Origin of the sequence: Hominiventricola aquisgranensis (genome assembly GCF_040096225.1) — a bacterium.
Taxonomy (GTDB): Bacteria; Bacillota; Clostridia; order Lachnospirales; family Lachnospiraceae; genus Hominiventricola; species Hominiventricola aquisgranensis.
On record NZ_JBBMFC010000019.1, the window covers coordinates 22,504 to 43,013 of the forward strand.

Annotated in this window: 21 protein-coding genes; 11 read left to right on the forward strand and 10 right to left on the reverse strand. The window is 44.1% G+C overall.

Translation table 11 applies throughout. From position 1 onward, the window contains the following. Positions 1 to 15: 15 nt before the first annotated feature. The 4 genes from WMO62_RS11005 to WMO62_RS11020 are packed head-to-tail and all read left to right on the forward strand — an operon-like array spanning position 16 to position 3,285. The gene (locus WMO62_RS11005; RefSeq protein WP_349144660.1) at positions 16 to 636 is read left to right on the forward strand and encodes a chemotaxis protein CheC; all 621 of its coding nucleotides are present in this window, start codon (positions 16 to 18) and stop codon (positions 634 to 636) included. Between the two features lie 3 nt (positions 637 to 639). Beyond that, entirely contained in the window at positions 640 to 1,122 is a 483-nt protein-coding gene (locus WMO62_RS11010) for a chemotaxis protein CheD (protein WP_009266719.1), read from the forward strand. 14 nt (positions 1,123 to 1,136) lie between these two features. Continuing rightward, positions 1,137 to 2,045 (forward strand): chemotaxis protein, encoded by a 909-nt coding sequence (locus WMO62_RS11015; RefSeq protein ID WP_349144661.1) that lies wholly within the window; start codon positions 1,137 to 1,139, stop codon positions 2,043 to 2,045. A 4-nt stretch (positions 2,046 to 2,049) separates the two neighbouring features. Beyond that, positions 2,050 to 3,285 carry an EAL and HDOD domain-containing protein gene (locus tag WMO62_RS11020; protein ID WP_349144662.1) on the forward strand — a complete coding sequence of 412 codons (1,236 nt, stop codon included), beginning with the start codon at positions 2,050 to 2,052 and terminating at the stop codon, positions 3,283 to 3,285. Positions 3,286 to 3,349: 64 nt separating this feature from the next. Here the strand turns inward: WMO62_RS11020 and WMO62_RS11025 are convergent, their stop codons facing one another. Continuing rightward, positions 3,350 to 4,042 (reverse strand): late competence development ComFB family protein, encoded by a 693-nt coding sequence (locus WMO62_RS11025; RefSeq protein WP_349144663.1) that lies wholly within the window; start codon positions 4,040 to 4,042, stop codon positions 3,350 to 3,352. Beyond that, positions 4,042 to 4,827: a ParA family protein gene (locus WMO62_RS11030; protein ID WP_349144664.1), complete on the reverse strand. Its 786-nt coding sequence runs from the start codon at positions 4,825 to 4,827 to the stop codon at positions 4,042 to 4,044. The genes WMO62_RS11025 and WMO62_RS11030 overlap by 1 nt, the downstream gene beginning before the upstream one ends. Before the next feature lie 127 nt (positions 4,828 to 4,954). Between WMO62_RS11030 and fliD the strand changes: the two genes are divergently transcribed. The 7 genes from fliD to WMO62_RS11065 all read left to right on the forward strand — a co-directional run bounded on the left by fliD (position 4,955) and on the right by WMO62_RS11065 (position 14,355). Next, positions 4,955 to 7,357: a flagellar filament capping protein FliD gene (gene fliD, locus WMO62_RS11035; RefSeq protein WP_349144665.1), complete on the forward strand. Its 2,403-nt coding sequence runs from the start codon at positions 4,955 to 4,957 to the stop codon at positions 7,355 to 7,357. 26 nt (positions 7,358 to 7,383) lie between these two features. Continuing rightward, entirely contained in the window at positions 7,384 to 7,755 is a 372-nt protein-coding gene (fliS, locus tag WMO62_RS11040; protein ID WP_349144666.1) for a flagellar export chaperone FliS, read from the forward strand. A gap of 9 nt (positions 7,756 to 7,764) precedes the next feature. Then, complete coding sequence (locus WMO62_RS11045) at positions 7,765 to 8,169, forward strand: hypothetical protein (RefSeq protein WP_009266712.1); 405 nt, start codon at positions 7,765 to 7,767, stop codon at positions 8,167 to 8,169. Positions 8,170 to 8,338: 169 nt separating this feature from the next. Beyond that, positions 8,339 to 9,100 (forward strand): cell division ATP-binding protein FtsE, encoded by a 762-nt coding sequence (locus WMO62_RS11050; RefSeq protein WP_349144667.1) that lies wholly within the window; start codon positions 8,339 to 8,341, stop codon positions 9,098 to 9,100. Between the two features lie 80 nt (positions 9,101 to 9,180). Further along, positions 9,181 to 10,377 (forward strand): nucleotidyltransferase family protein, encoded by a 1,197-nt coding sequence (locus tag WMO62_RS11055; protein ID WP_349144689.1) that lies wholly within the window; start codon positions 9,181 to 9,183, stop codon positions 10,375 to 10,377. Further along, entirely contained in the window at positions 10,364 to 12,124 is a 1,761-nt protein-coding gene (locus WMO62_RS11060; protein WP_349144668.1) for a methyl-accepting chemotaxis protein, read from the forward strand. Before WMO62_RS11055 ends, WMO62_RS11060 begins: the two co-directional genes overlap by 14 nt. Positions 12,125 to 12,141: 17 nt before the next feature. Beyond that, complete coding sequence (locus tag WMO62_RS11065; RefSeq protein WP_349144669.1) at positions 12,142 to 14,355, forward strand: bacteriohemerythrin; 2,214 nt, start codon at positions 12,142 to 12,144, stop codon at positions 14,353 to 14,355. 162 nt (positions 14,356 to 14,517) lie between these two features. Here the strand turns inward: WMO62_RS11065 and WMO62_RS11070 are convergent, their stop codons facing one another. From WMO62_RS11070 to WMO62_RS11105, 8 genes are all read right to left on the reverse strand, one after another. Continuing rightward, positions 14,518 to 14,745, reverse strand: a complete 228-nt coding sequence (locus WMO62_RS11070; RefSeq protein WP_349144670.1) for a carbon storage regulator — start codon at positions 14,743 to 14,745, stop codon at positions 14,518 to 14,520. Between the two features lie 5 nt (positions 14,746 to 14,750). Further along, positions 14,751 to 15,188 carry a flagellar assembly protein FliW gene (gene fliW / locus WMO62_RS11075; protein WP_349144671.1) on the reverse strand — a complete coding sequence of 146 codons (438 nt, stop codon included), beginning with the start codon at positions 15,186 to 15,188 and terminating at the stop codon, positions 14,751 to 14,753. Between the two features lie 33 nt (positions 15,189 to 15,221). Further along, positions 15,222 to 15,827, reverse strand: a complete 606-nt coding sequence (locus tag WMO62_RS11080) for a DUF6470 family protein (protein ID WP_009266767.1) — start codon at positions 15,825 to 15,827, stop codon at positions 15,222 to 15,224. Between the two features lie 48 nt (positions 15,828 to 15,875). Next, positions 15,876 to 16,913 (reverse strand): flagellin N-terminal helical domain-containing protein, encoded by a 1,038-nt coding sequence (locus WMO62_RS11085; protein ID WP_349144672.1) that lies wholly within the window; start codon positions 16,911 to 16,913, stop codon positions 15,876 to 15,878. 20 nt (positions 16,914 to 16,933) lie between these two features. Further along, entirely contained in the window at positions 16,934 to 18,529 is a 1,596-nt protein-coding gene (gene flgK / locus WMO62_RS11090; RefSeq protein ID WP_349144673.1) for a flagellar hook-associated protein FlgK, read from the reverse strand. Positions 18,530 to 18,556: 27 nt separating this feature from the next. Beyond that, entirely contained in the window at positions 18,557 to 19,021 is a 465-nt protein-coding gene (locus WMO62_RS11095) for a flagellar protein FlgN (protein ID WP_349144674.1), read from the reverse strand. Further along, a complete protein-coding gene (locus WMO62_RS11100; protein WP_349144675.1) occupies positions 19,021 to 19,338 on the reverse strand; it encodes a flagellar biosynthesis anti-sigma factor FlgM in 318 nt (105 codons plus the stop codon). Before WMO62_RS11100 ends, WMO62_RS11095 begins: the two co-directional genes overlap by 1 nt. Positions 19,339 to 19,432: 94 nt before the next feature. Then, positions 19,433 to 20,500 carry a protein-glutamate methylesterase/protein-glutamine glutaminase gene (locus tag WMO62_RS11105; protein WP_349144676.1) on the reverse strand — a complete coding sequence of 356 codons (1,068 nt, stop codon included), beginning with the start codon at positions 20,498 to 20,500 and terminating at the stop codon, positions 19,433 to 19,435. Positions 20,501 to 20,510 lie beyond the last annotated feature (10 nt).

Consider the following 20,510-nt stretch of genomic DNA (forward strand, 5'->3'; position numbering starts at 1 on the left):
AAGGAGAGGGAAGTTATGGCGATTTATAGATATGAAGAACTGGGAGAAAACCAGATGGACGTATTCCGTGAGATCGGAAGTATCGGGAATGGAAACGCGATCACAGCGCTTTCCGGGATCTTGTCGGAAAAGATCAGTATGGAACTGCCGGAAGTCAATATTCTGGAATTTAATATGGCGCAGAAGAAGATCGGCGATGCGGAAGAGATCGTCGGCGCGGTTCTCGTGGAAATGTCCGGAGAGCTGTCAGGGCTGATGATGCTGATCTTAAAAAGAGATTTTATCAAAACAATGATCAAAAAAGTCTTTTCTTATGAGAAAGAGAACTTGCTTGATATGGAAGAAATGGAAGAATCTTTGCTGATCGAGGTTGGAAATATCATGCTTTCCTCCTATATCAGCGCACTCTCTTCCCTTACGAATATTCAGATCCATTTGTCCGTTCCGCAGTTTGCCGTCAATATGCTGGGAGGGATCTTAAGCATGCCTATGGCAATGATGGGAATTGAGTCTGATCAGATCATGATGATTACAGGGGCGTTTTCGATAGGAGGAGAGGAGATGGACAGCAATATTCTATTGCTGCCGGACATCCGTTCATTGAATGTCCTGATGAAAAAATTAGGAGTGGAGTAGCTTATGCAGAAGAAGATATCTGTGGGAATTGCGGACATGAAGCTTACCAGACAGGAGGGAGTACTGATTACATATGCGCTGGGTTCATGTATCGGAATTACCTTTTATGATCCAATGATAAAGTTAGGGGCGCTGCTCCATATCATGCTCCCGGAAAAAACAAATTCGCAGGATTCCAATATTTTGAAATATGCGGACACAGGTATACAGGAAACACTTCGAAAGTTCTATACATTCGGCGGTCAGAAAGGACGGACAGTTTGTAAGATCGCAGGTGGCGCAAAAATGTTTGAAATGAAAGGAACAGGCGGTCTGGGCAATATCGGAGAGCGGAATATCATCAAAGTAAAAAGTATTTTGAAAGCGGAGGGGCTTCGGATCACCGGAGAAGATACCGGATCAAATTATGCACGAACGATGCTTCTGGATGTATCGACCGGTCAGGTATCGATACGAACAGCGAGCCGTCAGGAGAAATATATCTAAGGAGGAGAGGGAAAATGGCAGATACAAAGATATTATTGGAATCAGGGACAAATGAGATTGAGATCATGCAGTTCACAATCAATGACGAACTGTATGGCATCAATGTGGCAAAGGTTCGGGAGATCATGATGGCGGATAAGGTAAAACCGATCCCGCATTCCCACAACGCTGTGGAGGGGATCTTTAAACCGAGGGAGATCCTGCTGACGGTTGTGGACTTGCCGAAATATCTCACGAAACAGGAATGCGAAAAGCATCCGAGAGATTTATTTATCGTTACAAACTTCAATAAAATGCATATTGCATTTCGCGTTCACAGTGTTGTGGGGATCAGCAGAATCTCGTGGACAGATATTCAGAAACCGGATAAAACGATCACTCACGGGGAAGAGGGCGTGGCAACCGGAATCGCCCAGTGCGGAGACAATCTGGTGACGATCCTTGACTTTGAAAAAATTGTGGCGGAGATCGCTCCGGAGACCGGAATCCAGGTGGAAGAGATCACAAAGATGGGAAAACGTTCCAAGCGGCAGGAAAAGATCGTTTTAGCGGAAGATTCCATTTTGCTGACCAAAATGATCATGGATTCCCTGGCAAAGGCAGGCTATACGAATGTGATCAATTTTAATAACGGAAAAGAAGCATGGGATTATCTGACAACGGCGAAGAAGAACAACACATTGGATGAAAGTGCGGATTTGATTATTACGGATATCGAGATGCCGGAGATGGACGGGCATCATCTGACGAAGCTGGTGAAATCAGATGAGGAGATGAAAGGGATCCCGCTGATCATTTTCTCTTCTTTGATCAACAGTGAAATGCGGATCAAAGGAAAACAGCTTGGCGCAGATGAGCAGCTTTCCAAGCCGGAAATTGGTCATTTAGTGGAAGTCATGGACACGTTGCTGGAAAGGAGATAGTGGAATGGAGAAGATTATTGCCAGACAATTGATTAAAAAGACAGATACAAGCGAGATTATGGGATACGAACTTCTGGTGCAGAGCGACGCAGAGAGTCTCTACAATTCCAGCGTGGACAGTGCGGCAGCGAACGCAATGACCGCCTTTTTGACTGAAAATTCAAGTAAGATATTCCGGGACCGGAAAACGTTTATGACATTTACGCCGACGCTTTTGTTCCGCAATACACCGAAGATCTTTGACAAAGATATGATCGTGATCCAGATAGAGGACAATGTTGTGATCCATCCGTTAGCTTCGATCCTGATCGAAAAATACCGCGAAGAGGGGTATCATTTTGCGATCAATGATTTCCGGTTCATCCCGAAATATTTCAGTATGTTGGAATATGTAGATTATGTCAAAGTGAAAGTGACCGGAGAAGAGGAAGACCGGGAACGCCGGAGCCTGGAAAATGTGGTGGATATGGCGCATGGATTCGGAAAAGAAGTGATCGCTACAAGCATCAATACGAAAGAAGCGTTTCTCCTTGCGAAAGAAATCCATACAGATTATGTAGAGGGCGCGTATATTTCTGATACATCGGTATCAAAAGTAGGGAAGATGGAATATCTTCAGGGAAATCTTTACCAGCTGATCATGGAAGTTACAAAAGATGAGCCGGATATGGAAGTGATGGAACAGATCGTGACGAGAGACGCCGCGCTGACCTATGCGCTGCTGAAAATGGCGAACTCAGCTTATTTTTCGGCAAAACACAGAACTGCTTCCGTACGGCAGGCTATTATGCGGGTTGGAATCAACCAGTTAAAACAGTGGGTATATCTGTTAAGTTTTCGGAAGGAAGAATCCGGAACGGAAGAACTGATGAAAACGTCATTTATGCGGGCGAATTTTGCAGCGGCATTGGTGAAGAAGATGGGACATTTTCCGATCGCTCCGGCAGACGCGTATCTGATGGGAATGTTTTCCACACTGGAATGTATGATCGATGCGACTATGGAGGAGATCTTAAATGAAATCCCGATCGTTGAGGAAGTGAAGAAAGCACTGATCTCAGGCGAGGGTGAAGCCGGAACATTATATCACCTGATCCTGGCTTATGAGAGAGCGGACTGGACGGAAATCAAGAAGCTTTCGGATGAATTGGGATTGCAGACAAACGTAATGGCGCAGATTTATATGGAATGCGTGGAAGAAGTAAGCGAGATCTGGGAGAATGTTGTAGCAAAAGCATAAAAAGATAACATAGGGGGATTGCCGGGCAATTTGTGAATTGTTCCGGCAATCCCCCTATATTGAATCAGGATGCACCATTTTTATGTCTTGGAGTTTCTTTTACAGTCATACATGCTTTCGTTGCTTCCACCGTGATCTCGGAAATGAAATGGTTGGTATAGAAGCTAAGCAACGGGGCTTCGGCTGCCGGTTCTGTAACAATGTATTTTGGCGGAAGTCCGTTCAGCGTCAGGGCAATAGTGTCAGCAATACACTTCTCACAGGTACAACATTCAAACTGACGCATAAAATAAATGATCTTATCGCTGACGATCCGCTCCATAACATTGATCCGCACAAATTCCGGCTCTGGTTCTGGTTCAGATACGATCGTTGATTCCGGTTCGGCTACCGGTTCTGCTTCCGGCTCTTTTTCCCGGGATTCTTTTTGGGATTCTTCCGGATTCATATCATGTTCTTTTTGAAATTCCTGAAAGAGATTTGCCTGAATCTGTTCTGCCACCGGATCTTTTTCCGTCTGATCGATGATCGAGACAGAGGGGGAATCGGGAACAGATATTTTTCCCTGTGGGATTTTTTCTGTCGGTTCCGGATCCGGGTGCGGTTGTTGGGCGTCCTTTGGTTGGGAATCTTGTTCCGATATCGGATCCGCGTCCTTTTTCACATCCGTTTCCAGTTCTTTTTCCGGCTCTTTTTTCGTATCGTGCCCGGATAAAAGATTTAAGACGTGTGCCGTTTTATTACTTTTTCTTGCCATTATTTTGTCTCCATAGAAACCGTGGTAATTTTATCCATGACTTCTTTTACAAACTCTTTGTAGTCCAGAGATGGATTGGAACGTGGAGCATGATCATAGACGCTAAGTCCGTGAGCGGGCGCTTCTGCAACAGATACGCTGGCACGGATCTGCGTATGGAAGACACAGGAACCAATCTGTCCGGCGATATTTTCCGCCATCTCTTTGACCTCTTTTGCAAGAAGCGTACGTCTGTTGTATTTGGTAAGAATCAGACCAAGTACGTTCAAGGATGGATTGAGCTTTTCACGCACGGAATCGATGGTTTCTTTCAACTGGGTAAGACCTAAAAGACTTAGAATCTCGGGTGCCATCGGGATGATCAGATGATCCGCTGCAACGTATGCATTTACCGTCAGGATGTTCAGAGCCGGCGGAGTATCTATAATGATGAAATCATAATGATCTATTACAGGAGCCAATGCCTTTTTTAAACAGAGTTCCCGGTCAGCGGAAGTAAATTCCAGTTCCGCACCGCTTAAAAGAATGTTTGATGTGATAATGTCGCAGTAATCGGTTGTCTGGATCGCATCTTGTATGGGAACATTTCCTTTCAGAACGTCGTAGATCGTGCTGGAATTCTCAATGTCAAGTCCGAGACTGAATCCGAGACTGCCCTGAGGGTCAAAATCGATCGCAAGGACTTTTTTGTTATAAAAAGAGGATAAACCAGCAGCCAGCGCACTGGATGTGGTTGTCTTCCCCACTCCGCCTTTTTGATTCGTGAGCGCAATAATTGTAGTCAAAATAATTCCTCCATTCATAAATGAAATAACTATTATTTAAAGTATACTATATGCCGATAAATAAGTATAGAGTAAAATTGTAGAATTCCGTCCGGAATTGTCGATAAAAACAAAGGAGAGGATCAAGATGGCAAGTATAGGTGGATTAAGCGGAACAACAAGCAGCAGCCTGAACGGGTTAAAAGGATACGGTGGTTTGGCGAGCGGTCTGGATCGGGATTCCCTGATTGAAGGCATGACGCAGGGGACGACCAGTAAGATTTATAAACAGCAGCAAAAAAAGGATTTACTGAAATGGGAGCAGAATGCGATCAGGGGGATTACAGACAAGATGATCGGATTTGCGGATAAGTATTTATCTACATATTCATCTTCGACGAATTTATTCAGCAACAGTTTCTGGGGGAGGAATCTGATCACGGCGTTAGGAGCGAACAGTAAGTATGTAAGTGTATCCGGGACTTCATCTACGGCGGATACGCTCTCGATTTTGGGAGTAAAGCAGCTTGCGAGAAAGGCTCAGATGACATCGAAGATTCCGGCGTCAGACCGGACTCTGGAAACGGGAGCGATCGATCCTTTGGAAGTACAAAAAGCAGAGAATCTCCCGGGATCTACGATCAAGATTAATTATGCGGATAAGAATTATACGATTACATTGCCGTCAGGAAAAGACGCGAATGGAAAAGAGTACAAGTACGATACGGTTGGAAATATTGCCGATTCGCTGAACCGTGCATTTCAGGATATAGAAGTTGGCAAAGGTAAAAAACTTAGCGAAGTTTTGCAAGTGGAGATAAGCGGCGATAAGATTGTGTTCAAAGATAAAGAAAATGCCGGAAATATTTTCAAACTTACCGGGGGCAGCGCGTTATCTTATCTTGGGTTCAAAGATAAACCGGATAGTGAGTTTAAGGAGTTGGATATTACGGAGCAGGGGCTTTCTTCTGTTCGGAATATTACAGAAGACGACATTTATACAAAGACAAGTTTTATCGACAGAATTGCAGAAAAGGAACTGACATTTACTTATAATGGAATGTCCAAATCTATCAAGATGCCGACGAAAGAAGAGTTGGAGAAAGCACAGGAGAACAGTGCGATCATGAATAAACTGACTGAATCCATGCAGGATCAGCTTGACGATGCATTTGGAGCGGGCAGAGTGAAAGTGGAGGCAAAAGAAGACGGAAGCGGACTTTATAGTCTCGGTTTTCAGACGACGACTCCGAATGGAAAAATGGATCAGTCCTCGATTCTTGCTGTATCTTCAGGTGATGTGGGATTGTTGGGGGCGAATGGCGCGTTTAAGATGAATTACGGGGAGTCTAACCGGGTAAATCTGGACGCTAAAATTGCAGAATCAGGACTGGCAGGCGCCCAAAATATGACGTTCCCTACAACAATTAAGATTAATGGAAAATCGATCGAAGTGAAAGCGGAAGATACTGTACGGACGCTGATGGATAAGATCAATGAGTCGGATGCGGGCGTTCAGGTCACCTATCAGAATTCTTCCGACTCGTTCGTTTTTTCGGCAACGGCGAACGGAGCCAGTGGTAAGATCGATGTCGGCGGCGATTTCGCCAATATTTTTGGTGAGTTCAATAAGACGGACGGTCAGGATGCCATTGTCACAGTGAAATACGCCGGTTCCGACCAGACAATGGATCTGGTCCGGGATTCCAACAGCTTTAAAGTAGACGGCATGACAATTTCTGTCAACGGGGAATTTGGATATGTGAAAGACGAGGCGACCGGTGAACTGAAATTAGATCCGTCAGCGGAAGCGGTAACATTTGACGCGAAGGTGGATGAGGACAAGATCGTGGAGACGGTCAAAAAGATGGTCGAAGAGTATAATGAGATCATCGAACTTGTTAATAAGGAGACCCGAACGAAGCCGAATCGGGACTACCCGCCGCTTACATCAGCTCAGAAAAAAGAATTGAGCGAGAGCGAGATCGAAGCATGGGAGGAAAAGGCGAAAGAGGGACTTTTGTTTAATGACAACGATCTGAAAGGTTTGAGCAACAGTCTGCGTTTTGTTCTTTCTCCGGCAGATCAGGCGGCTTTGAAAAAGATTGGTCTCACAACATCGAGTACCACATCAGATAATGGAAAACTCTCTTTTGATGAAAGCGCTTTTCGTGCAGCGCTGAAATCGGACCCAGAGGGAGTAAAAGAGATGTTCACCAAGGAAGCGGTGAAAGATGAAGATGGAAACGTGGTCTCCCAGGCGGGCATTGCGGTAAATATGAAAACAGCATTTGACAAATATGCGAAGACATTGGGAGAACCGAAAGGAATCCTGATCGAGAGAGCAGGGTCGATCAAATCGCCGGCAAGTATTACGCAGAATGCGGTCTACAAGCAGTTAGAGGAAATTGACGCCCGAATCGAAAGTCTTCAGGATACTTTGAAGATGGAGCAGGACCGTTACATTAAACAGTTTACCGCACTGGAATCTGTGATCGCACAGATGAACAGTCAGAGCAGCTGGCTTTCACAGTTTGGCAGCGGTTATTAATGGAATGGTAAAGAAAGGATAAGTATATGTATCAGAATGGTTATCAGCAATACAAGATGCAGTCAGTCAATACGATGACCAGAGGTGAGATGTTACTTTTGCTGTATGATGAGCTGGTCAAACGCCTTACGAAAGCGGAGTTAGCATTGGAGAAAGAGGAGTTTGACATATTTGACGCTTCGGTAATACGCGCGCAGGAGATCGTACAATATCTTCAGGAAACGTTAAATACAGAGTATAGTATCAGCAGGGATTTGCAGCGTATGTACGATTTCTTTCTATACGAGATAAGTAGATTACAGGCGGGCAGAAAAAAAACAGTAATCGAAGAACTTCGTCCTCTTGTGATAGAATTACGGGATGCATTTCGCGAAGCAAATAAGACGAGCGGCATATAAGGAAATCGTATGAGTTATATAGAGGAAATGCTAGAAGAAATCTTGAAACTGGTTTATCGAGAATATCGCGAGATCGTAGAGATTGAAAGACTTACCTGTGAACTGGAAGAAACGTTGAATCATAGTGACCGGAAATCTGCGAATCTTATCCTTGAGATGCGTCAGTCCGAAATGGAACGGGTTTCACAGGCAAAGCGAGCAATCAGCGAATTGCTCGAGAGTATGGACGACGACTTAAAGAATGATATCAAACGGCTTTTGGAGGGAGAGCAGCTTTCTGAGCGAAAAGAATCCGAGGCTGAGCGGATCAGTATGATCAGCAGACAAAGAAACCATACAATGGAAAATATACGTAGGATTGATCGTGCGTTAAGTCGGAGAGTCGCAGGCAAAGATTCTTATTATGAAGAATAACAGCATATTAAGATGAACAGTCTGCCGTAGAAAAATCTACACTTTCGGGAAGAGATTTCCGGAAGTGGGATTTGATACGGCAGATTTTTTGATTGGTACGATTGACGAAATGCCGGGAAAACAGTATAGTGTTTGGAGAATGAATTTTTGCGGTAGCAGGCGAGGAAAAATGGCAGAAATTGTATTTGATCATGTTACAAAAGTATTTCAGGAGCAGATTGCTTTAGAAGATATTTCTTTCCAGATTGAAAAAGGAGAGTTTGTTTTTGTGACCGGAAAAAGCGGCGCGGGGAAAAGTACATTGTTAGAATTGCTGATAAAGCAGCAGGAACCGACAGCAGGAAACGTTTTTGGATTTCAGAAAGCTTTGGGGGTGTTAAAGGAGAAAGAGATTCCTCATTATAGAAGAAGACTGGGAATTATGTCGCCTGAGATCGGGATGCTCAATAACATGACGGTATATGAAAATGTTGCCCTTGCTCTTTATGCAGTGGAGCAGGGAGGAAAGGGGATGAAGCGAAAAATCATGCGGGCGCTCGGACTTGTAGGAATCGCAGAAAAAGCATATGCTTATCCGAAGGAACTTTCTGGTGGGGAACAGGCACGGATGCTGCTTGCGAGAGCAATGGTGGTAAATCCGGATGTTCTGATTGCCGATGAGCCGACTGCAAATCTGGACCCGGATGCAGCGTGGGATATGATGCTTTTGTTTAATGAGATCCACAGACAGGGGAAGACTTTGATCATTGCGACTCACGCAAGAGAATTGGTTACGATCATGCGGAAACGGGTGATCACGCTCGTAGCAGGTGCGTTGGTAGCAGATGAAAAAAATGCGATTTATAATCAGAAAGCGATGGATATATTTGAAGAACGGAGAGTTTTGCAGGAAAGGGAGAATAAATTAGAAAAAAACATTAATATTTTATAAAAATATCCGATAGATATACTGTGTCATGCTTTTCGAGAAGAGAGGTGAGAGGCATTAGCTATGAGAACAGATTTTTGGTTATGGTGTTATCCTCTGTAATCAATGGAAAGAAAGTGGCTGTTCCACGGAAAGGAATATCGTGGAGGGAACTTTTGAGACTTGCAGAATTCCATCGTGTTGTAAGTCCTGTATATTATGGAACACTGGGGGTGGAAAAGACACTTTCGGCTGCGGATGAGGAAACGTTTTACAGTAAGTACCATAAAGAGGTTCTGTTGGAAGAAAGTTATAAAAACGCTTTGGAAGTTATTTTGTGGCAGATGAACAGACATCAGGTTCAAGGAGTACTTCTCCGAGGGGTGGAAATTCGTTCTATGTATCCGAAAAGTGAAATGGGGTATACGTTTAGCCTCGAGTTTCTTGTATCGCCAAAGGATATGGGAAAAGTTTATAATATCATGAACAGTATGGATTATGAACAGCAGGTGAACAGAACGAATCATGGACGACTATATTTTCGGGTTCCGGGGATCCGGGTGATTTTTTATGATGAGATTCCGCTGGGAAATGAGATTTTGTATAAACACCTGACACACGCAGCCCAAAAGTATTTTCATGGAAACAGGAAGGCGGGGATAAAGAATTGGAATCTCTCCATGCAGTTTTTGTATCAGTTTGGCAGATGGGTAGACGCCTATATGATGGGGGAACTGAAGATGAGGGATGTCATGGATTATTATTACTACATACAGAATCCGGCAATAACCAACGAGAGAAGGTTTATAGAAGAATTGCTGGAAAAGGCGGGATTGACAGAATTTGCAAAACAGCTAAATATTCTCGCATCTCTATGGTTTGGACAAGGAGGAGAAGTCGACACCGGAACTGTATTTCAATTGGAAGAATATATTTTTTCAAAAGGAATGGAAGATCGGCGGCTTGATTCAAAAATCATTCCTTATGAAAAGACTCGTGTTGATTTTTATCAGAGAGACCGAGATGAAGAATGGGTAAAAAAGCAACGAGCGTGGATGTTCCCAAGCAAGGAATATATGATGCAGTTTTTCCCAATTTTACATAAAATCCCACAGTTATTATGGATTTGCTGGGGAATTAGAGGAATCCGAGTCTTTAGAAAGTCTGCGAAAGTATGGATTAAAGAGAAACGACAGCAGATCCATGCGCGTATGGCAGAAATGAAGACTAAGATTATAAATAAGATCAACAAAAAAGTAAAGAAAGGAATACCGGAAGATGAAGAACATGAAGATAGGTAAAAAATTGGTTTTAGGATTCGGAGTTACGATCGTAGCTTCTATTATTCTGATGGCAATCTCCATTTTATCTGTAAGAAAAATGGGAAATCTTACGAACGATATGTATGAAGGACCGTTTGTAGAATCCACAGAGGCACTGGAGTTTTCTAGAAAAGTGTATGAGATCGAATCGCTTTTGTCCAATGATATATTGGAAAAGAAAGTAGACAGAAATGCGCTTGACACAGTAGCACAAGAGGCGGCTAACAGTATGGAAAAGTTGGCTGATATGGATGCAGATCAGTCGAAATCCTTGGATGAGGTGAAGCAGATCAGTGATAAGATCGTGGAAATCCGTGGAAGAATCATGGATCTGATGGAAGAAGAAGAGTGGGATGAAGCGGAAGAAGTATTGTCTGAGGAGTATGTTCCGGCGATTAAGGCGTGTGCCAACGCAGCAGAAGAAGTGTATCAGCAGTATTCCGTGGATGCCGCAAACTTTAATGCAGCTGCTACTCGGGTCGGAGAAAAAATTGTATGGATGATTTTGGGGATCTTTGCGGTTTTATTGATGATTGCTGTGGTAGTTATGTTCTATCTGGTACGCGGTATTACCAAACCAATTGCAGAGTTAGAAAGTGCATATGGCAAGATGTCGCAAGGATACTTGGATCAGGATATTGAATACGAATCGGAAGATGAACTTGGTATTCTCGCCGAGAGTTTCCGTGTTACCAGTCAGGGACTTCACGGAGTGGTGTCTGATCTTACCTACTTGATGGATGAAATAGCAAACGGAAACTTTAATATCAAGACAAGAGCAGAGGATCTGTATGTTGGTGATTTCCGGCCGATTCTGGAATCTATCCGAAGAATGAATAAGAACTTAAGCAGTACATTATCTCAGATTAATGATGCGGCAGATCAAGTGGCAAGCGGATCTGAGCAAGTATCTTCTGGAGCGCAGGGATTATCTCAGGGGGCAACCGAGCAGGCAAGTTCTGTGGAAGAACTGGCGGCTACAATCAATGAGATTTCTGATCAGGTAAGAATGACGGCGGATAATGCAAAAGAAGCGAAAAATCAAGTGGAAGATGCAAGAAGAGAATTATCACGTTCCAATGAGAGTATGGAAGAGATGATGAAGGCAATGCAGGAAATCAGTTCCAAATCCAGTGAAATTGGAAAGATTATCAAGACAATTGAAGATATTGCATTCCAGACCAATATTCTTGCGTTGAATGCAGCAGTAGAGGCGGCAAGAGCCGGAGAAGCAGGAAAAGGCTTCGCAGTTGTAGCGGATGAAGTACGGAATTTGGCTTCTAAGAGTGCAGAAGCGGCAAAGAATACGACGCTCTTGATTGAAGGTTCAATTGTGGCGGTGGAAGATGGAACGAGAATCGCAGAGCAGACAGCGTCCGCTATTTATGCGACAGTGGAAAGCACAAAGAGAGCTGTGGATACGGTTGAGAAGATTACAGATGCAGCAGAACAGCAGGCAGAATCAGTTGCTGAAGTAACACAGGGCGTGGATCAGATCTCCAGTGTGGTTCAGACTAACTCTGCAACTGCGGAAGAAAGTGCGGCCGCAAGTGAGGAATTATCCGGTCAGTCTCAGATTCTCAAAGGACTTGTAAGCCGTTTCCAATTACGGGAAGACGGTGTTGGAGTAGTGGCGTATAGCGAGCCTGTGATGGACAACAGCTGCTATCAGGAAGAGAACTATCAGCCAGTTGCATCAACTTATGACAATTACAGCAAGTACTAAGGAAGAGGATAGGAAAGATGTTTAATAATTTAAAAGTAAAGAAAAAGTTATTGGTCGGTTATGGAATTGTACTGATCATGACTGTTTTGATAGCTGTATTTTCCATGTTCCAGTTAAAGAAGACGAATGAAAATCTTGAAAATTTTATGGTGGGTTCGTTAAAAGCAGATGACCTGATTAAAGATAACCGGATTGAGAGTAATGTAGCAGCACGTTATCTCCGGGATATGGTTATTGAAAAAGATGACCGTGATTATGCGGAAAAAACTGCAAAAGTACAGGAAAATATCGCTACAATCAAGAATAATTTTGAGACACTTCAGTCAATGGATGTTTTGGATCAGGATGCGCTGAATGAGTATCAGAATGCAATGGAAGGATGGTTTGATATTGGGGATAAAGTTCTTTCATTACTGAATGAGAACAAGAGAGAGGAAGCACAAGAGGTCGTTCTGGAAGAATGTACCCCTGCTTTGGATAAAGCGGTTAAGTTTGTGACACCTCTGAATGAGGAGACGGAACAGATCCGTACAAAGACAATGACGGAGAGTATGGATAGAACCAATAAATCCTTGTTTATGCTGATGTTCATGACAGCGGTAGCAATTGCAATTGGAATGTGGATCTGCTTGAAAGTGACAAAAGCAATTGTGAAGCCGGTTACAGAGGTTGTAAATGCAATGGTAGGGATTGCTGATGGACATATGAAACAGGAACTTACCTACGAGTCGAAAGATGAACTTGGAGCATTGGTCAACAGTGTAGGAAAGACTTGCAGTGTTTTGGAAGAAGTGATCCATGATCTTACCCGTCTGATGGGAGAGATGGCAAAAGGGAATTTTGATCTCCAGACTGAAGATGAGATTTATAAAGGAGATCTGACTCCGATTCTGACATCCATTCGGCAGATGAATTATAATCTGAGTAATACATTGACACAGGTTCAGCAGATTTCAGAGCAGGTAGCCGAGGGATCCGATCAGGTATCTTCCGGAGCACAGAATCTCTCTGAAGCGTCTGCAGAACAGGCAAGTTCTGTAGAAGAACTTGCGGCAACTATCACGGAGATTTCTGAAAATATCAAGCGGACAGCGGATAATGCAAAAGAAGCTAGTGAGAAGGTAAATTCTGCACAGGATGCATTGACAGTATCCAATGATCAGATGCAGGAAATGATCCAGGCGATGTCTGTGATCAGTCATAAGTCGGAAGATATCGGGAAGATTATCAAAACAATCGAAGATATTGCATTCCAGACGAATATTCTGGCGTTGAATGCGGCGGTAGAAGCTGCGCGTGCAGGGGAAGCAGGACGTGGATTTGCAGTTGTTGCAGATGAAGTGCGGAATCTGGCATCTAAGAGCGCTGAGGCAGCTAAAAACACAACGGGTCTGATCGAGGGAACAATTGAAGCTGTCAATAATGGAACAGATATAGCAAATCGTACGGCACAGGCTCTTGTAGAGACTGTGGAAAGCGCTGGAACTGTTGTAACCTATGTAGACGATATTTCTACTTCGGCAGCGGAACAGGCGGAGTCTATTTTCCAGGTACGTCAGGGAGTAGACCAGATTGCCGGAATCGTCCAGACAAATTCGGCTACTGCAGAAGAGAGTGCAGCGGCGAGTGAGGAACTGTCAGCACAGGCACAGACGCTCAAGAATCTGGTAGAAGTATTTAATTTAAGAAAAGACAGCGTTTATGCAGCAACACCTACATCTTCTCATCAAAAATCTGTTTATCATCCGACAGCCTTGACAAGTTCTGCAGCCACTGTCGTGCCGTCTGGAAATTTAGCGCCGACTTCAGGAAAGGCGTTAAAGGTAAAACGATATGAATGGGATGAAAGTTTGGAAACAGGAAATCAGTTGATTGACAGTCAGCACAAAGAATTTATCCGAAGAATCAATAATTTACTGGAAGCATGTTCCTTGGGGAAAGGACGTGATGAAATCCATTCTGCTGCGCAGTTCTTGACGGAGTATACCGATAAACATTTCGCTGACGAAGAAAAATTGCAGAAGCAGTATGCTTATCCGGATCGTGTGAACCATAAGAAAATGCACGAAGGTTTTAAAAAGACAGTAAAGGAAATTAATGAAAGATTGGAAAAGGAAGGCTCGAGTGTCGCATTGGTTGGAAAAATCAATTCTGATGTGGCAGGATGGCTGATCAATCACATTAAAAAGCAAGATGTAAAAGTTGCGAAGCATATTGAAGAAAATTCATAATGTAATGAAAGAACGGGGATTTCTGTCAGGAGCGGAAATCCCCGTTCTTTTTTTGGCTGAGGGGAAGTTGCATGTTTTGGGGATATTTTGAAGCTACGAAAAAATGGACAGCAACGATCCGGAACTGGGCACAGGTCTATGGAGTATTTGTCCCATCTTTTCTTAGATTTTCGGATCGTCTAATAATTGGCTGAGTATTTGCAACGGAATGGTTTTGGCGGCGGCTTTATTCTCTTCAGCGGCTTTCACAAGCTCAGACCGGAGAATGAGGACGTCCCTTGGGGCGTTGATCGCAAGGTTTACGGAGTCGGAACTGATTTCGGAGATCGTAATCGTCACTTCATTACCGATAGTCAATGATTGCCCTTTTTTACGTTGTAATATAAGCATAGTATTTACTCCCTCCCGTTTGCAGGTATTGCGTGTTTAAAGCTGTAAGCAGGTTCGTCCAGAATAATCTGTTTTCCGGTTCGGTTCCGGACGTTTATCGCCAAAGGAGCTTTCAGATTAACCGTAGAGTCAGTTAAAGATTCATTCAGCACACAGATCACATAGTAAGAAATATCGTCCTCACATGTAAGATTCAAGTCTTTTTTGTCCTTTTCGGATAACACCGGGGAATAGTCGGGGAAAAAGCGAAAAGGATTCATCAAAATGAAAGAAAGTGTCTCATCATCTGTGCTCTGGAAAGAAAGAAGAGAATCGGTTGTCTCGTGGAAAGGGAGCGGAAGAAAATTCTTATAGGATTCAAATCCAAACAATCCATCCGGTAAGTAGATAAGATCTTCTGGATCATAAGACAGCGAACCGAAATATTTTGCATTTATTTTCATCTTTATACCTCCGTAGAAAGAAACGTAAGGGCATTAAGCCCTTACGTCTAATGGTTTGTAATTTGGAGCGGCGCTTGGGGGGACATAAAGCGGATCCCCGACATATTCGATATGCACATCCGGATGCTGCGTGATCGACATTTCGATATTTCCGGGGATAAATTGGAAATCTCCCTGTGCAACTTTTAAATCGAATGTTAATTTATCCATTTCATAGTTTAATGTCAGATCAGGTTCCTGATAGGTAATATTTACAGGAGCAGACGGGATAAATCCCAACTGAAATTCTCCGGTAGGCATTTGTGTCCGCTGTCTGAAAATCTGTCCGAGCAGTTCGCCTCCATCTCCAGGTTTTAGCAATTGTTGTCCCTCCTGCGCATATTGTGCGGTTGCCTGTTGTGCCGCTTGCAATCCTTTTTGGGCAGTCTGTGAAATACTGCGTTTTAAGGTTGGTACAACAGAATTTCTGGCTTCATAAGTGTCCAGATTCAGTTTTGCCGGACGACTCTTGATCGAAAATTCGCCAGGAGTTCTGTCCATATCCAAAGAGGCAGTAGAGTTGGAGTATTCTAAACGGGCATTCTGGATTTTTAATTGATATTCCAAAGGAATGGTTGTGATTTTGAGTAATTGTTCCATACAGATCCCCCCTGTCATAAATGATTTATATACATGAATGTATATGTACTATTTCATAAAATCAATAAAGGATGGAGAGAAAATACTGGTTCCGACTTTCAGTGCGGCATTATAAGCGTATTGAGCCCAGGAATACTGAGTGATCGCGTCCGCCATGTCGATATTAACTACATTGTCTAATTGTGTTGTCAGATTCAGCTTATCGGTCTCCAACCGGTCTTTTGTTGCGGTAAGGAATTGGGATTTTGTTCCCAATGTTGTCACTTGTTCCAGAACGTTATTGCGTCCGTCATCAAAAGCGTTCAGAAGCTTTTCCAATTCAGCCTGATCGAAAGGTTCTTTTTCAAGGGTATCGGCGATCTGACCTGCAAGGAGAACCATATTTTTTGTTGTGCCGTCGGCTGTTTTTCCATATCCGGCAACATTGATACCAGGCAGGCTTGTATTAAAAGCGCTGGACGGATCGATCTCGCCGGTCTTGTCATTGACAGTAAGACCAAATCCCAGATCAAGATACACACTTTCTTCCGAGAGCTGCTTTAAAGTATCCATTGTTTTCTGATAATCCGGATCATTCGGGTCCGGGTCTACATTGACACCGCGATAAGTCAGGATCTGTTTGCCATTGGCATCCGTCGTCAGGGAAAACGGCGGAGTTGCCGCATCGGCTCCGCCAAAAGCATAACGTCCCTCATAGGAGGCATTCAGGCTCAGGAGCAGGCTTTCCTGTGCGCCTCTCCATGCGTCCGCATATGTTTTTCGTGTCTCGGCGTCGGCATTGGTGCCATTTAATGCTTCCAGACCATATTGCTTGCTTAAAGTCAGGGCAAGATCGCTGATCTGCATAGCGGCGTCTTCCTGCGAATCCAAAAAGGATTGTGTATTCTGAGCCGTAGAAATATAATCAAGATTCTTTACATATTTTCGTTCCAGTGTAGCGGCGCGAAGCGCACTTCCGGGATTCTCCGCAGAAGAAACAAACTGACGTCCGGTCATGACTTTGTTCCGGGCAGTGTCCAGATTCGCCATGGAAGTTCCAAGATTGGAACGATAATTACGCAGGATAGCATTCGTAGTAATTCGCATGATTTTTTGATTCCTCCTTATTATCTTCCGACAATGCCGGTCTTATTGATCAAAGTATCCAGCGCTTCATCCAGCGTGGTCATCAGTCGGGCCGCGGCAGTATAAGACTGGTTATAATGCATCAGATCCATACCCTCTTCATCCAACTGGACGCCGGAAACGCCGTCTCTTGTACTTGCCGTCTGTTTTAATACAGAAATCTGATTCTGCACTGTAGTGTTGGCAGATTTTAAATCAATAGCCAGTGTATTTTCCAGACTGGCAAAGCAGTCATAAAAGCTGCCGGTGAAAAAGGACACGCCGTTGCTTTCAAACTTCTGCGGATCTTTTAAGGCATTGATCATATTTAGAATGTTACTGGTATCGGTAGAACCGATTTCTCCGTTTACCACTTTCTTGGAAATCGTAATCCCATAATCGCTGCGCATCCAGCCGTCTGCGATCTTGATGTTGGAAGCACTGAAATCGGCATTTGGATCGATCTTTTCAAATAGTGGACACATCTTAGCCGGAACATCCTCAAGGATCGGATCGCCATTCTTATCGACCGTGTAATTTCCATTCTGATCTTTCTTAACAGGTATGTTCAAAGCATTGAATGTCTCTGCAAATGTTTTGACGAGGGAATCCAAAGTTGTTTGATAATATCCGAGTCCGTTCACAGAGGAACCGCCCTTGTCGAAAGCACCGGAATCATTCAGGATATCTAACGTCCCCTTGAGCGTACCGGACGGGATCGTATCGGTAATGTCGGCAGTGCCGCTTCCGTTGGCGCCGGTGATCGAGAGACGGACCGGATGTCCGGAAATGTCGGCGCTCAGAGATCCGCAGTCTGTATCGCTTACCAAGGTGAAAGTCTGTCCGTCGGTTCCGGTATAGTAAACGTTCGGAACTTCCAGAAACTGACCGGGAGCGATCTCACGGGATTCATATTTTACAGAGAGCGGGAGATAACTTGCAAGCTGATCCAGAAGATCATTTCTCTGATCCTGAAGTTCAAGAGCCGGATTTCCGAGCACCTGACTGTTTTTAATGTTTTTATTGAGCTCTGCGATATTTTCCAGCATCTGATTGACGTCGGCAACATCATTGGACTGGAAGTCATTTGTCATCTCATCCGTGATATCCTGTAACCGCTTTGCGTTATCATGGAAAAGATTCAGAAGAATCTGCATATTAGAACGAACGGTTGTGTCGATCTCTTTTGCGTTCGGTTCTTCCGAATATTTCTGCAGTGCGGATGAGATATCGCGAAGTGCGGCGCGGACGCCGTCCAGACTTGCCTCGTCAAAAATACCGGTAAGCTGCTCATATCCTGCAGCCAATGAGTCGGTTGTACCGAGCTTACTCATCTGGTTGCGGTACTGAACGTCCAAAAACGGATCTCTGAGCTGGGAGATCCCGGTAACTTCGACACCATATCCGACTTTTGCGCCATTCTTTGAGCTGTAAAAACTTGCGCCGTTGTTATTCAGACTGCTGATCTCCAAACGCTGTTTGGAATAACCACGGGTATTGATATTGGCAATATTCTGACCGGTAACATCCAGCGCGCGCTGACTGGCAGACATGGCCAATTGTGCAGTTGTAAAGCCGGCAAATGTAGAACGTATCATACGAACAAAATCCTCCTTAAACTATTGTTAAACAAAACGATTCGTGAAATGTGTTTCATCTGGTTTGTTTGTACCGGATGCGGAATATACGCCGGCATCCGGCTGACCGGAATTTAAAACAGACCGGATCTTGTGTAAATTCACAGAGATCGCATCCTGTGCGCTTGCATTGATCGATTGGAATATACGCACTTTTTCGGAAAGTTCCTGAAATAAAGGAGTGAGTTCTTCTTTTACTTCATCCGGAACTCTGGATAAGATCTCTCTGAACTTTAAATCCTTCATCTTCAACTTTCTCTGAAGGGTATCACGCTGCTGCTCCAGTCCGCGCAGACGGAGCACAAATGCCTGTTCCTTTTTCATACAATCTTCCAGGATGGAAAGATCGTTTGCTACCGCTGCATCGAGTTTCTGCTGTTCCACCGTGGTCAGCGATCGGAACAGATCGATAAAATCATGTATCAGAGAGATGAATTCTGTGTAATGATCCATTATTCAACCGCCTCCTTGCACAGAAGCATCCGTGATGCGATCGCAGAAGCATCGATCTTGTAAGTATGGGAAGAAATCTGCTCCTTTAGTTCGTTCAGTCTGGCGTCCGAAACCGGAATCCGAACGTCGGATGCCAGTTCTTTGGAGATCGCGGCGGCAAATGTCCGCTCGGCAATCTGTCTCGGTTCAGACTGGATCGAAATCGCATCAAAAGATTTCTCGTCGTTTTTAGGAAGCGAAGAGCTGGAGTGCCCTTTTGTGCGGATATTAAGACCGGCATAGCCAGGCGTTAGATTATTAGCATTTGAAATTTTCATACAGGACTCCTTTCTATGTCAGACTATAAAGAAAACAATCGCAATAAATTACTAACTATATTAAATATCGGTTAAAACGGAAAAAATAATAATATCAGGATGATTTTTTTAAATGATTTAGCAATACGGACGGGATCTGTTCGCAGCTTGCCTGGATAGATACCGCTCCGATATTGTAGGCAACCATCGGCATTCCGTAGACCACGCAGGAGGCTTTGTCCTGCCCGATCGTGAACGCTCCCTTTTTGCGCATTTCCAATAATCCCTCCGCTCCGTCTTTTCCCATACCGGTCATGATGATCCCGATCTTGTTGCCGGCTACATTTTTGGCAACGGAACGGAATAAAACGTCCACAGACGGCATATGACCGCTGACCTTTTGTCCGGAAAAACAACGGACGGCATAACCGCCGTTTGCAGAGCGAACGACTTCCATTTGCTGGGAACCGGGCGCGATCAGTACAAGTCCGGGGTGGATCTGGTCGCCGTTTTTCGCTTCACGAACCTCCATCTGGCACAGTTTATTGAGGCGCTGTGCATACATGGCGGTAAATCCCTCGGGCATATGCTGTGTGATGACCATGCCGGGAATATCGGCAGGAAGCTGTTTTAAAACTGCAAGAGTCGCTTCCGTACCTCCGGTAGATGCGCCAAGCGCAATGACCGTGGACTGGAATGAAAGCTGTTTGTCGGCGAACAGAGGCTTTTTTGGCGCGGTAGTGGTAGAAGCGGCAGTTGATGTGGTCCGTTTACGGGAAGCACATCTTACTTTTGCAAATGAAGCGATGTGGATTTTGGAATTTAAAGCGGAGAAAAATTGTTCTTTGGAAACAATATTCATATCCGGTTTCCTTACAAAATCAACGGCGCCGGCTGAAAGTACATCGAATACGTTCAGATTCAGAGAAGATACCAGAACAACCGGGATCGGATGCAGAGGCAGAAAATCTTTTAAGAAATCAATTCCGTTTAACCCGGGCATTTCCACATCCATTGTGATCACATCGGGTTTTAAAACCGGGATTTTTTTGCAGGCGTCATAAGCGTTAAATGCATATCCGACTACCTGGATATCCGGACAGGACGACAAATAGTCGATGATCATTTTACGAAATAAAGAAGAATCGTCGACGACGAATACTTTAATTGTTTTGGATGGCATAGTATCATTC

Coding starts and splice junctions, on each gene's coding strand:
- WMO62_RS11005 (WP_349144660.1), top strand. CDS start 16: ATGGCGATTTATAGATATGAAGAACTGGGAGAAAACCAGATGGACGTA.
- WMO62_RS11010 (WP_009266719.1), top strand. CDS start 640: ATGCAGAAGAAGATATCTGTGGGAATTGCGGACATGAAGCTTACCAGA.
- WMO62_RS11015 (WP_349144661.1), top strand. CDS start 1,137: ATGGCAGATACAAAGATATTATTGGAATCAGGGACAAATGAGATTGAG.
- WMO62_RS11020 (WP_349144662.1), top strand. CDS start 2,050: ATGGAGAAGATTATTGCCAGACAATTGATTAAAAAGACAGATACAAGC.
- WMO62_RS11025 (WP_349144663.1), bottom strand. CDS start 4,042: ATGGCAAGAAAAAGTAATAAAACGGCACACGTCTTAAATCTTTTATCC.
- fliD (WP_349144665.1), top strand. CDS start 4,955: ATGGCAAGTATAGGTGGATTAAGCGGAACAACAAGCAGCAGCCTGAAC.
- fliS (WP_349144666.1), top strand. CDS start 7,384: ATGTATCAGAATGGTTATCAGCAATACAAGATGCAGTCAGTCAATACG.
- WMO62_RS11045 (WP_009266712.1), top strand. CDS start 7,765: ATGAGTTATATAGAGGAAATGCTAGAAGAAATCTTGAAACTGGTTTAT.
- WMO62_RS11050 (WP_349144667.1), top strand. CDS start 8,339: ATGGCAGAAATTGTATTTGATCATGTTACAAAAGTATTTCAGGAGCAG.
- WMO62_RS11055 (WP_349144689.1), top strand. CDS start 9,181: ATGGTGTTATCCTCTGTAATCAATGGAAAGAAAGTGGCTGTTCCACGG.
- WMO62_RS11060 (WP_349144668.1), top strand. CDS start 10,364: ATGAAGATAGGTAAAAAATTGGTTTTAGGATTCGGAGTTACGATCGTA.
- WMO62_RS11065 (WP_349144669.1), top strand. CDS start 12,142: ATGTTTAATAATTTAAAAGTAAAGAAAAAGTTATTGGTCGGTTATGGA.
- WMO62_RS11070 (WP_349144670.1), bottom strand. CDS start 14,745: ATGCTTATATTACAACGTAAAAAAGGGCAATCATTGACTATCGGTAAT.
- fliW (WP_349144671.1), bottom strand. CDS start 15,188: ATGAAAATAAATGCAAAATATTTCGGTTCGCTGTCTTATGATCCAGAA.
- WMO62_RS11080 (WP_009266767.1), bottom strand. CDS start 15,827: ATGGAACAATTACTCAAAATCACAACCATTCCTTTGGAATATCAATTA.
- WMO62_RS11085 (WP_349144672.1), bottom strand. CDS start 16,913: ATGCGAATTACTACGAATGCTATCCTGCGTAATTATCGTTCCAATCTT.
- flgK (WP_349144673.1), bottom strand. CDS start 18,529: ATGATACGTTCTACATTTGCCGGCTTTACAACTGCACAATTGGCCATG.
- WMO62_RS11095 (WP_349144674.1), bottom strand. CDS start 19,021: ATGGATCATTACACAGAATTCATCTCTCTGATACATGATTTTATCGAT.
- WMO62_RS11100 (WP_349144675.1), bottom strand. CDS start 19,338: ATGAAAATTTCAAATGCTAATAATCTAACGCCTGGCTATGCCGGTCTT.
- WMO62_RS11105 (WP_349144676.1), bottom strand. CDS start 20,500: ATGCCATCCAAAACAATTAAAGTATTCGTCGTCGACGATTCTTCTTTA.